General features: G+C 40.6%; 12 protein-coding genes. All 12 read left to right on the top strand.

Features of this window, described 5'->3' with window-relative positions; translation table 11 throughout:
* Window positions 1-13 precede the first annotated feature (13 nt).
* Window positions 14-781, top strand: a complete 768-nt coding sequence (locus tag KTI78_RS02710; protein ID WP_262445115.1) for a hypothetical protein — start codon at window positions 14-16, stop codon at window positions 779-781.
* A 6-nt stretch (window positions 782-787) separates the two neighbouring features.
* A complete protein-coding gene (locus KTI78_RS02705) occupies window positions 788-1,108 on the top strand; it encodes a hypothetical protein (RefSeq protein WP_262445114.1) in 321 nt (106 codons plus the stop codon).
* 35 nt (window positions 1,109-1,143) lie between these two features.
* Window positions 1,144-1,371 (top strand): hypothetical protein, encoded by a 228-nt coding sequence (locus KTI78_RS02700; protein WP_262445113.1) that lies wholly within the window; start codon window positions 1,144-1,146, stop codon window positions 1,369-1,371.
* An 80-nt stretch (window positions 1,372-1,451) separates the two neighbouring features.
* Entirely contained in the window at window positions 1,452-1,916 is a 465-nt protein-coding gene (locus tag KTI78_RS02695) for a hypothetical protein (RefSeq protein WP_041172383.1), read from the top strand.
* Between the two features lie 29 nt (window positions 1,917-1,945).
* Entirely contained in the window at window positions 1,946-2,380 is a 435-nt protein-coding gene (locus tag KTI78_RS02690; RefSeq protein WP_041172384.1) for a PH domain-containing protein, read from the top strand.
* A gap of 191 nt (window positions 2,381-2,571) precedes the next feature.
* A complete protein-coding gene (locus KTI78_RS02685) occupies window positions 2,572-5,358 on the top strand; it encodes a phage tail protein (protein ID WP_262445112.1) in 2,787 nt (928 codons plus the stop codon).
* Window positions 5,359-5,368: 10 nt separating this feature from the next.
* Window positions 5,369-6,022, top strand: a complete 654-nt coding sequence (locus KTI78_RS02680; RefSeq protein WP_262445111.1) for a DUF2460 domain-containing protein — start codon at window positions 5,369-5,371, stop codon at window positions 6,020-6,022.
* Complete coding sequence (locus tag KTI78_RS02675) at window positions 6,019-6,876, top strand: DUF2163 domain-containing protein (RefSeq protein WP_262445110.1); 858 nt, start codon at window positions 6,019-6,021, stop codon at window positions 6,874-6,876. Before KTI78_RS02680 ends, KTI78_RS02675 begins: the two co-directional genes overlap by 4 nt.
* Window positions 6,877-6,932: 56 nt before the next feature.
* Window positions 6,933-8,783, top strand: coding sequence for a hypothetical protein (locus KTI78_RS02670; RefSeq protein WP_262445109.1), 1,851 nt, complete (start codon window positions 6,933-6,935; stop codon window positions 8,781-8,783).
* A gap of 2 nt (window positions 8,784-8,785) precedes the next feature.
* Window positions 8,786-9,586, top strand: a complete 801-nt coding sequence (locus KTI78_RS02665) for a hypothetical protein (protein ID WP_262445108.1) — start codon at window positions 8,786-8,788, stop codon at window positions 9,584-9,586.
* 24 nt (window positions 9,587-9,610) lie between these two features.
* Window positions 9,611-10,036 carry a C40 family peptidase gene (locus KTI78_RS02660; protein WP_262445107.1) on the top strand — a complete coding sequence of 142 codons (426 nt, stop codon included), beginning with the start codon at window positions 9,611-9,613 and terminating at the stop codon, window positions 10,034-10,036.
* Entirely contained in the window at window positions 10,033-12,522 is a 2,490-nt protein-coding gene (locus KTI78_RS02655) for a phage tail protein (protein WP_262445106.1), read from the top strand. The genes KTI78_RS02660 and KTI78_RS02655 overlap by 4 nt, the downstream gene beginning before the upstream one ends.
* The last annotated feature ends 71 nt before the right edge of the window (window positions 12,523-12,593 follow it).

Genomic DNA, 12,593 nt, shown 5'->3' with positions numbered 1-12,593 from the left:
GAGGTCAAAATAAATGGCTCAATATTTATTTGGTGCTGGCAAGATCTTTGCTACACCGATCCAAGATGTATTCGGTCAGCCGATTAGTAATCCCACACCGGTTGAAGTAGGCGTATTACAGTCGGTAGGTGTTGATATTAGTTTCGATTTAAAAGAACTCTTTGGCCGTGGACAGTTCGCCGTTGATGCTGCACGCGGTAAAGGCTCTATTAAAGGTAAAGCATCGTTCGGCCGTATTAATGGCACATTGTTAAATTCCATTTTCTTTGGTGGTGTAGTTGCTGAAGGCGGGATTGAGACAGTATCTCAAACCATTAATGGTGAAATCGTTCCTGCAGGTGGCCTAGTAACTCCAGTAGTTCCAAATAGCGGCACCTTTGTTAAAGATTTAGGTGTAACAGATGGAAAGGCCATTCCACTTAAACGTGTGGCATCAGCACCTGTGGCAGGGCAATACAGTGTAGATGCTGCAACTGGTGCATATACTTTTGCAACGGCGGATGTTGGGAAAGTTGTTTTTATCAGCTTCCGATATTCGGCAACAGTAGCAGGTGGTAAGTCAATTACGGTGTCTAACTTAGACATGGGTTATACACCTGAGTTTGCATTAGATCTGCAACGTGATTACAAGGGCAAATTCATGCACATGAATTTCTACCGTTGTACCAGTAACAAGCTTGGGTTCAGTTCAAAACAGGACGATTATGATATTCCTGAGTTTGAATTCCAGCCTATGGCTGATGATCTCAACCGTGTTTTCAAAATCGATTTATCAGAGTAATAGCAAATGCAATTTAAACAAGTTGAAAACCCACGTGGTAATAGTAAAGAAATTGCTGGTCAAGTATGGATTTTTGCTCCGGCGCCATTGGGTACGATTGAGCGGTTCCAAGAACAATTAAGCTCAAACAATGTTCCCACATCTGTAATTGTGGATATGGCTCATGTTTGTTTAAAACGGAATTATCCAGATATTACCCGTGAATATGTTTCTGATGAGCTCTTAGATATGGCTAACATGGAAGAGGTATTATCACTTGTAACTAAGACCTCAGGCTTGGAATATACAGGTGCAACTAAACCAGCGGATGAATCTTCGGGGGAATAATCTGGGAGGAGCTGTACACGCATTTAGTGCTGACTATGGGGCACGATTACGACTATGTGCGTAACGAAATGGATTTACCAAGATTAAGAGCATTAAGTGCGTATCAGCAAATTAACCCTCCCGCACATATTGGAATACAACGCCTTTGTCGTATCTTGGAAGCATTCGCTGGAATTGAAGAGACAGACCCAGCAATCACAGTTTCAGATGATGATGAAGACGATATGCTTGAGGTTTTAGAAAGTTATTCGCAGGGTGGTTAAGGCTGCCCTTATAAATATTAATGTGACATTAAGTAACCAGTTTGTTAAATTGTATGAACTTGATAATAACTGGTGTACTCATGAAAAATTTTATAATGGTAACTTTATTGAGTTTTGGATTATTTGGTTGTGCAACTACATATAAGGCGCCTGTTACTTTAAACCAAAGTGCAAGTGAAAAAGTTAGTGCTTCAAAAGACCAAATATTTAAAGCTGCCCAGCGTGCATTAGCTATTAATGGTGAGCAAATTATGAGTGCAAATGCTGATGCCGGAGTAATCTCTACAGCTGCTCGTGATTATCGCCTGACACCAAATTTAGCTGATTGTGGAACAACAATGGGAATTGATTATTTGAAAGATAATCGAACCAGCACAAAGGTTGCGTATAATATTTTAATTGCAGATAATTCTTTAGATGTTCGCACAACGCTTCAAGGGGATTATAAAGTTGGTGATGTAACTCAAAATATTACTTTAACTTGTGTGTCACGTGGTGTTCTAGAACAGCAAATGATTCAAAAAATTAAAGCAGAGATTAAGTAATAAAATTTAAACATTTCTAAAGGTTTTATATGGGTAATTATATTGAATCAAACTTAGCAAAAGATGAAAAAATCATTGTTAAGGCGCATGTGTCATGGTGGTCGCAAATCTGGTTATTATTATTTGGCACCCTCCTAATATTTGCAGGTGGTATTGGAATAATTTTAATAATAATTGCAATTATTAATGTCTTAACCACAGAGCTTGCAATAACAAACCGAAGAATTATTGCGAAAACTGGATTGATCCGTAGAAATACAATTGAATTGAAAGTAAATAGGGTTGAGAGTCTAGGGGTAGATCAAGGCATTACTGGGCGAATTTTTAATTTTGGTTCAATTGTTGTGAAGGGGACTGGAGGATCACATGCGCCAATCCCATATATTTCTAGACCCCTAGAATTTAGACAACAAGTTAATCATTATTTGGATGAACTTGATGATCAAGGAAAAATAGCTCTTTGATTTTTAAAAGCACTCTAGGGTGCTTTTTTTAATGGGTTTAATGTTTGCTATTAATAATATGGAAGTGTATTAATTCCCCCCTTGCAGCAATTAAGTGAAATTGAAATCTTAGTGGTTTAAACACTGGTGTAATGAATTAAACTTTCACAGCCGTCCTTTTAGGGCGGTTTTTTTATGCCTATGAGGTTTGTATGGCAAATAACAACCGCGTTGAAGTCCATGTGGGTGCGAAAACATCCGAGCTAAAAAAAGGTATGGATGATGCTGAAAAAATTGTTTCAGATTCAGCAAAGCAAATTGAAAATTCCACCAAAGGGGTGAAGTTTAAGTTTGACCTTTCAAGTGTTAAGCGTCAGTTTGATGATGTTTCTAAGTCTATTTCAGAGGGTTTTAGCAACCAAATTAGTGAAGCACTTGGCGGTTCAAGAATAAGTTCAGCTTTTGATGGTATTACTTCCAAATTAGGAGCTCTGCGTGGTGGTGCATTGGTTGCTGCAGGCGCAGTTGCTGGTTTAGCAGTGGGTGGGACCATAGTAGCTACCGCAGGCTTAGCAACATTGGCAATTGAAGTGGCTAATAACAATGTTGAACTTACGAGATTCTCAGCCTTAGCAAATACCTCAATACAGTCATTTCAGGGATTGTCAGGTGCAGCTCAAACATTGGGTTTTTCTCAAGAAAAACTTTCAGACATGATGAAAGATTTCAACGAAAAGATCGGTGAGTTTGCATCAGTAGGTTCTGGTGGTGCTAAAGATTTTTTTGAGCAAATCGCTGTTAAAACGGAGTCTGGTGCTGAGGGGGCAAAAAAGCTCGCTGAAGAAATGTCCAAGATGGATGGGGTAGAAGCCTTACAAACATATGTAGATAAGCTGGAAGAAGCTGGAGTCAACCAGCAACAAATGTCGTTTTACCTTGAAAGTATGGGCTCAGATCTCACTGGTTTAATTCCAATATTGCAAGATGGCGGTAAGCTTTGGAAAGAATACCAGTCTGCTATGGAAGAAGCAGGGATTATTACTGGTGAAGAGGCAATTCAAAAATCCATTGAATTAAAGGCTCAAACTGAAGTACTTCAAATGCAGTACACCGGCTTAAAAAATCAATTGGCTCAAGCAGTGATGCCAGCTTTAAGTGGTGTAATTAGTCATTTTATGAATGGCACGACAAAAGGTGGAGCATTTACCGGAGTTATTCAGACATTAGGCTCAGTTGCCAAGGGCGTGGCAGTCGTTATTGTTGGGCTTGGAGCTGGATTACAAAATCTTGTGCGATTAATGTCTGGTGTTATGAGTAACTTAAGGACTATTGGAAGTACCGCCGTAAACTTTGTAAATGCGGATGGGATTCTGGCTAAAGGTAAAGCTCTGGCGGGTGGCGTTAAGGCTATCTGGACAGAAACCAAAGAAACTGTGGTTGATATTGCTGGTACCACCAAAGCCGCAATTAATTCTGCTTCTAATATCTTTAGTGGAACACCCTCATTTGATCGTTTAACTCAGGCAAAGATTGACATACAGAATGCACAATTAGGTGCTAGAGGTGGAAGCGGTGGTGTCACTTCGGGTATTGGCCAGAATAAAGCACTTAATCCTGATGGTGGTAAATCAGATAAGGCAAAGCAGGGTAAATCTGATGCTGTGCGCCAAGCTGAACAGGCAGCTAAAGCACTTGCTGATATTCGGTATAAATATGCATCCGAAGAAAAGAAAGTCGCTTTAGATCTTCAGAAGGCATTAGATGAGATTGAAAAATCTAAAATGACTGCCGATGAAAAAGCCGCTGCCAAAGTCAAAGCCGAAAAGGATGCTTCAGACAAGATTATTGCTATCCGTTTGAAAGAGTTTGATGAATACAAGAAAGCTCGTGAAGAACAGATTGACAATTATCAACAGCAAGCTCAACGCCTGTATGAAATCGAAGCTGCTCGGATCCAAGCTGAATATGATGCCAAGAAGATTTCTAATGTACGTAAAGTTCAATTAGAGAAGCAGCTCGAAGATCAATTACGCGAAATTAAACGACAAGGTCTTTTAGAGCGTCTTGCACTTGAGAACGAGCAAACCGGAATTACAGGCAAACAAGGTAATCAAAACCAAATCACAAACAATATTTCTGATTTAGAGACAGATCAGAAAGTTGCTGACACTAAGTCTATGGGCTTAATCAGTGATGCGGAAATGAAAGACTTTGAAGCTAAGTTCGGTGGGTTCACTTCTCGACTTTCTAACCTTTGGGATCAGGGCATTCAGTCTCTTATGAATGGTACCTTGACTTGGAGTAATGCAACAAAAGCCGTACTTGCTGATATGGGCGCATTTGCATTGCAATCAGCGACTAAAGAGCTTCAAGGCTGGCTAAGAATCCAAGCGATTAAATTAGCTCGTAAGCTTGGTTTCGTTGGTGCTGAAACGGCAGCGGAAGCTTCTGGCCAAGCTGCTCAAACAGGGGCAACGATTGCAGGTGAAGCAACTCGTACTAGTGTTACTGCTGCTGGTGGTTTAGCTCGATTGGGCTTGAAGGCTGCTGAAGCTATCAAGGGCATCATGATGTCTGCATGGGAAGCCATGGCAGGTGCTTTTAAAGCAATGGTTGCTATTCCATACATTGGACCAATTCTCGCCGTAGGTGCCGGTGCTGCTGCATTTGGTCTAGTAGCTGGCCTTGCTGGCAAGATCAAGTCAGCTCGAGGCGGTTATGACATTCCATCTGGTGTAAATCCTGTTACTCAGCTACATGAAGATGAAATGGTTTTACCTTCACAACATGCAAATACCATTCGTGAAATGGGTAAAGCTATGCGTAGTGGTGCAAGTTTTGGAGCAGCTGCAGCGGCAGAAGGTGGGGGTTCTGGACCAACCATTCATATTAGTGCCGTGGATGCTAAGAGTATTGAGCGCTTGTTAAAGAAAAATGGCCGTGCAGTCGCTAGCGGCTTACATAGCTATGTTCGTGGCTTTGGTAAGAATGGTAAATAAGGAGGTATTAGTGTCAAACGTATTATTTCCAGAATTACCCGGTCTTGAGTGGGATACATCAATTACACCCATGTTCAACACCAAGATCATGACTTCAATTAATGGCCGAGAACTCCGTGCGAGTTTTCAGGCCGCTCCAAAATATGAGATCTCGTTGTCTTACGCATTTTTGCGTGAAAATAAGGGGAGAAAGGAATTGCAGCAACTACAAGGTTTTTATTTAGAGCGCCGAGGGGCGTTTGATTCATTTCTTTATAAGATGCCTGAGGATAATGAGTTTAGCTGTACCTTTGTTGGTGATGGAGCTACAACCTCATTTCAGCTTTATAAGGATATGTATACAAGTCAATTGCCACTGGGAAATACCGAAGAGCAAATTGTCGGTGAATTAGATCCTAATATGTGGAATCAAACCCCAGTTAAAACCATGTGGAATTCCAACCAAGAAAAGTTGATGTGGAATACCGCATCTGCTCAGGTGACGAGTGACGGCAAATACATTCTTTCACAGCCAATTGAAGAGGGAGTAGAAGTAACTGTAAAGGGTACTTTCTATTATCGATGTCGTTTTAAAGATGATACTCAACAGTATGTCAACTTTATGCATAAATTATGGAAGGCGAATAAGGTTGAATTAATTGGATCTCTAGGAAATAAGATATGAGACAAGCATCACCCAAACTTATTGCCTTATTAGATGCTGATCAGTTCATTATGGCTGACCTGTATACCATCACTACTATTCAAGGTATTGAATATCGCTATACCAGCTATGACGTAAATTTGACGGTACAAGGCAAGGAATTTCGTTCTGACGGACCAATCATAAGCCGTGAAGGTACTAGCCTGTCATTAGGAATAGAGGTTGATAACCTTTCTATCAAAATTGAAACCAATGAAAATACAAAATTCGGCGACGTGCCCGTAGCACAGGCTTTTCATAACGGCGTTTTGGATGGTGCTCGTTTTAAGTTGGAGCGCATATTTATGGATATAAATACCCCAACTAATACCAGCGCCGGTACGCTAGTTTTATTTGAAGGCCGCATTGTTGAGCCTGAACTCAATCGTCATGAAATTAACGCCAGTGTAGTTTCAGAAGTGGATGATTTAAAACTTCAAATGCCAAGAAATTTATACACACCAGGTTGTTTAAATACCTTGTTTGATAATGCGTGTGGACTGCTTAATGGTGATTTTGCCGTAAATACGACAATTGGTCCGAATAGTACACCTAGCCGCATCCTTTGTGATTTAAGTCAGCCACAAGGTTGGTTTACACAGGGGGTTGTTGAATTCTTGGAAGGTGCAAACATTGGCATTAAGCGTACAGTTCGTTTGCATGAGTCTGGGGCTTTACTTCTAACATTACCACTCCTTGACATGCCAGCAATAGGAGAAGCAATTCGGGTTTATCCGGGGTGTGACAAACGACTCGATACATGTACAAACCGATTTAATAACCGTGCTCGGTTCCGTGGTGCACCATTTGTACCTGTACCTGAAACGTCAATTTAATTTACTTAATTTAACCCTAGCCCTGCAAATGCAGGGCTTTTTATTGGGGGGAAGAAATGCCTTTACCTAATGCTGACCAGTTCGTGGGTCAAAACGTCACAGAATCTGGCTTTAAAGAAGCCCAAACACAACTCATTGAATTTTTAGGAGATGAAGTTCCAACTATTGAAAAGTTAGTTAATACCTTTGCAACGAAGGAACTTGCTGACTCTAAAACGGCATTAATGCCTATTGATTATAAGGTCACAATCACTAGTGATCCTGATGAATCAAAAAACGGGGACTATATTTGGAACGGAACAGCACTTGTTAAAAGTCCTTATGATCCTGTGGTCATTTCTAATGTGTATACCAATAAGCAGGTAGAAGTCATCGGAAATGCATTCGACATTAAGATGGCCAATGATCCTAAAATTGACTGTATTCATGCAGATGCTTTAGGACGGGCATTAATTTATTACGACAAAGAAAACGAGTGCTTTGTAGGAGCTGGTTTATTTGAGTCACTATTTAAAATAATTGGTCAGCTTAAAAAGTATGAAGATGGCCGTTATAGCACGGACCCTGTAGATGCAAATGGTCGGCTTTTATTTGGCTGGGATAAGTTAACAGATAGGTTCTTTTGTGGTGAAGAATTTGGGGGGCAGCAGCAATCAAAAAACTATTATGTTTTTGAACAGGCACAACACGTTGGCTCTGTAAATCATATGCTTTGGTATGGCGAGTCTTACACTATGGGAGCATCGGCACCAATAGTTTTAAGTGATTCACAACCCTATAAAAACCTTACATTTGATTCAGGTCCACGAAAAGATGTCGAAGCAACATCCGTAATTCCATTGCGGGAATTTTTTACGGATCCATCGGTCGATGGCTATCATGATCGAGGTGAGACTTGTTGTTCCGGATCTGCAAATTATGCATCTGTTAGCATGATGAAGAATCGGGGAATAAATCCAAGTGACCATGTCATTTTCTCAAGCACGGCTGGTCACGGTAGCTTTAAACTTTCTGATTTGATTAAAGGTACGTCATGGTATCCAAGACTATTGGCGCATGTAAACAAAGCTAAGCAGCTAATTAATAATTCTGGTTATACACCGCAGATTATTAATTTTGTGCAAGGTGCAAATGATGCGGCCGCAGCTTCAAGAACCCCTAAATCAGTATATAAGCCCATGCTTGTACAGCTCCAGATCGATGCTGAAAGTGATATTAAAGCGGCTTCGGGTAAGGATAATCCTATACGTTTTATGTTGGCTCAGATGAGTTATGGAACGGCTGCACATAAAGATATGGCACTTGCTCATCTTGAATTATGCCAAGAATCTGACAAGTTTATGTTGGTCACACCGATGTATCACTTCCCTTATGATGGAGATAAAATCCATCTTACAAATATCGGCTACAAGTGGATGTCGGCATATTTCGGACGCGCATATGATCAATACATCTATGAAAATAGAAAACCTGACTGCATAAATCCACGCCTGGCATACATCGAAAATGACACCATCATTATTAAATTTGATGTACCGGCTTTACCCCTTCAAATTGATACCACTTCATTAGCCGTTACAACCGACAACGGTTTTAAAGTCTTATTGCTTGATGAAAATGGTGCAGTTCAACTAGATACCAATGGGCAGCAAGTAGTAGCTGATATTACAGAAGTCATTACTAAGGATGACATGGTTTTATTGAAGTTGGCTGCTCCATTAACTGCGGGTGCCTTGGTTCGATATGGTCTTGATTATCAAGGGACTGGATTGATTCTTACGGAAGGGGCAAGCGGTAATTTACGAGATTCCACTAAAGAAACTGTCTTAATTGAAGGGGTTGAAAAACCCCTTTATCACGTTTGCCCACATTTTGAATTAACTGCATACCTAAATAAAGGAATTTAAAGATGCCTAATTTAACTTTTCAAAATTCAGATTTTATTTCATCTCGTACTGACCTGCCGATTATTCAAAATGTTACAGATGTTATGCCTTCTACTCGATTTGAAACGGATTCATATGGTCATTGGGCATTTTATGGTGATAACCCATTAAAAGATAAGATTAATGGCCGTTTACTTACATTACAGACTAATGCTGCTATCCAGCCAATCTTTTCACCTCAAGGCGTAGCGTTAACAAACGCAAAAGGAAGTGCTTTTTTGAGTGATTTAATCGATAGCACTGATACGAGTATTACTGAAATTCTCGTTGCTAAAACAACTAGTTTAGGCCTTTATTTGATGGGAGCATCGTTAACAAACGGTTCTAAAACTACTGAAAATGGTTTTGGTGCTTATGCTGGTGTGGATTCTCAAGACGGTAATAAACCTAAGATATTCATGAATATGAAGCCTGCTATAGCTAGTCAAGCTGGCGGCTTTTCTGCTTTAACCAGTGGGCAAGTCATCGATTTTACAACGCCGTTCCTTGTGGCGGTAAGCGTTGATAAGACTAAGAAAACTGCTTTGCTTTACACTCTTAAAAATGGTGTTGAGTCTTTTATTTCAACCACATATACAGGCGCTTATGAACAGTCGTCTAAAAAGATTGCTGTTGGTAATGCATATTATGATGCAGTTGAGAGTAGCACTAAAACCACTTTTGCAGAGGCTATCCTTTACAACAAAGCTTTAGGATTAAATCAGATCAAAGCCGTAGCTCAACGTTGTAAATTACGTTTAGCCGCGAAAAATATCATTATCTAAGTTCTAAAGAGCGTTTCTTTCATTATGAAAAATATTGAAGCAGTTCAAGAGGCTCTTACATGGCTTGGTACTCCTTATCACCACCAAGGCCGTGTTAAAGGGGTTGGGGTAGATTGCGGGACTTTGATTTGTGAGGTCTACGAAAAAGTAGGCCTCATGGATCATTTAGATCCACGGCCATATCCACCAGACTGGCACCTGCATCAGATGGGGCAACGTTATTTAGAACTTATCTTAGGTGTATGTGATGCAGTAGATGGACCACCTCAACCGGGTGACATCGTTTTATATCAATTTGGCAAGTGCATTAGTCATGGTGCGATTGTCATCGAATGGCCGCAAGTCATTCACAGTTATCTCCATCAGGGAGTGATTATCCAAGATGGAACTAAAGGAAGTTTAGCCCGGCGAATTGCCGGGTTTTTTCGTATGAAGAGGCTAAAAGAATGAGTGGTGTTTTTGGTAGTACAACAATTAGTACGTCAGATACACGTATTAATTCAATGCGTATCCAGCAATCAGCCTATGGGCTTTGTCAGCCTTTGGTTTACGGAAAAACCCGGGTAGCGGCCAATATGTTTTGGTATGGAGATTTTACAGCTACTCCTCATACAACGGTTCAAAAGTCTGGAGGTAAGGGCGGAGGCACGAAAACCAGTAACACAACATTTAGTTATAGTGCCTCACTTATGCTTGGCTTGTGTGAAAATCAGATTAAAAAGATTGGCTTGATATGGGTTGATAAAGAGCAATTTGTTTCCAAGCAAGAAGGATCCATTGTTTTAGATCCAATTGATCAGCTTAAGTTTGAATTATTTGATGGAAATAATAACCCGCCGTGGGGTTGGTTGGTTTCAAAACATCCCAATCAGGCAATTAACTATCCATATTTGGGGTATGTGGCGGCTGCAAATTATGAGATGGGCAATAGTGCAAGCCTTTCAAATCATAACTTTGAAGTGATTAGTACAATTACTTTGTCAGATACTATTGATGATGCTAATCCAGCAGATGTGATTGAAGACTTTATTACGCATCCACGTCATGGAGCCGCGCCTAATCTAAACATGGCCGATTTAGAAGAGTTCCGTACTTATTGCCGTGCTGCCAATCTTTTAATTAGTCCTGCATTCACAGAGCAACGTGCAGCTTATGAAACGATTAATGAAATTGTAGAAGCTGTAAATTGTGCTGTGGTACCAAGTCCAGACGGTTTAAAGATCCGCTCTTTTGGTGACTCAGCAATCACTGGTAACGGTGTAACTTTTACTCCAGATCTCACACCTGTTTATCACTTAACAGATGATGATTTTATAAGTGATGATGAACCGGTACGAGTACGCCGTAGCCGTGATACAGATGCTTATAATCATGTTCAGATCGAGTACATCAATCGATACAACCAGTACAACACAGAGACTACTGAAGCGAAGGACCAAGCAAATATTGAAATGTTCGGCTTACGTACTGAAGATCCAGTAGAAAACCATTTCTTTTGTGAGCCCAAAATAGCTCGTCATGCCGCACAGCTTCGCTTACAACGTTTGCTCTATGTGCGTAACGAATATGAGTTTAATTTGGGCTGGAAGTTCTGCCGATTGGAACCTATGGATATTGTCACCATTACGGATGAAGCACTGGGCTTAAATCAATTTCCTGTACGTATTACACGCATAGAAGAAGATGGAGACGGCGAGCTTACTATCACAGCAGAAGAGTTGGCCATAGGTTCAAGATCGGCAATTGAATATGATTCACAAGCCTCTAACGGTTACCAAGGCGGAAATGAAGAACCGGGTAATGTGAATGCACCAGTTATTTTTGAGCCTCCGCTGGATCTTACAGATGGTAAAAATCAGGTATGGGTTGCAGTGTCTGGTGGTATCAATTGGGGTGGCTGCAACGTTTGGGCCAGTCTTGATAATACAACTTATGAAATGATTGGAACTATTTACGGTTCTGCAAGATATGGCCAATTAGTTACGGCGATTGATGCCGATGACACAGCGCTACAAGTTGAACTCAATACGGTGAGCCAGATTTTTAGCGGCACATTAGAAGATGCTCAAGCTGACCAAACACTTTGTAAAGTTGGTGATGAGTATTTTAATTATCAAGTGGCTACTTTAAACGGATCTGGGCTTTATACCTTAAGTGATGTTTTACGTGGACGTTTTGATGATGCACAAAATCATAGTGCAGGTGAACCGTTTGTGCGTCTTGATCGGGCTATCTTTAATTATCCTTTCAATGAAAATCTGGTGGGTAAACAGATCTTCTTGAAGTTCACAAGCTTTAACGGTTTGGAACGTAAAGAGCAAACATTAGATGAGGTAACGGCATACAGCTATACATTATCTGGTGGACGTCCTGCAGGTGTGAAAGGTCTATCACTTCAATCGCCGTTTGTAGGAACTACATTTAAAGTTCAATGGCAAAGCTCAACCGGTGCAGATGGCTACCGTGTGCAAGTCTGGTCGAATGGCGCAATGATTCGTGAGGTTGATACAACCAATACGGATTACAGCTATTCGATAGAAGAGGCGAAACAGGACGGTATAGGCCGAGCTTATACAATACGTGTGGCAAGTAAGAATGGCGACCAGATCAGCACCTATGCTGAATTAAGTATTAGTAATCCGGTACCGCCAGTACTGCTGAATGTTTATACCTCAGCAACTATTGATTCAGTCACAGTGACATGGGTCCCTAGTGAGGTTCCGGATCTGAAAGACTATGCTGTTTGGCTAAGCAGTACATCTAATTTTGATCCAACACAAACACCACCTACATGGACCGGCACAGAATTAACAACCACAATCGGAGGATTACAACCAACAACCACATATTACATCCGTGTTGCTGTACGTGATGTATGGGAAAACACAGTCTGGAACTATTCAAATCAGATTACTCAAAGTACTTCTGAAGCTTAATTTTAATTACTTATTTAGCACCCAATTGGGTGCTTTTTTATTTCATATTTAAGGAGGGTGAATGATGTAAA

It is taken from the genome of Acinetobacter sp. WU_MDCI_Abxe161 (genome assembly GCF_025514355.1).
Taxonomy (GTDB): Bacteria; Pseudomonadota; Gammaproteobacteria; order Pseudomonadales; family Moraxellaceae; genus Acinetobacter; species Acinetobacter pittii_E.
Note: the sequence above shows the minus strand (reverse complement) of the source record. Positions and strands in the feature narration are given on the sequence as shown.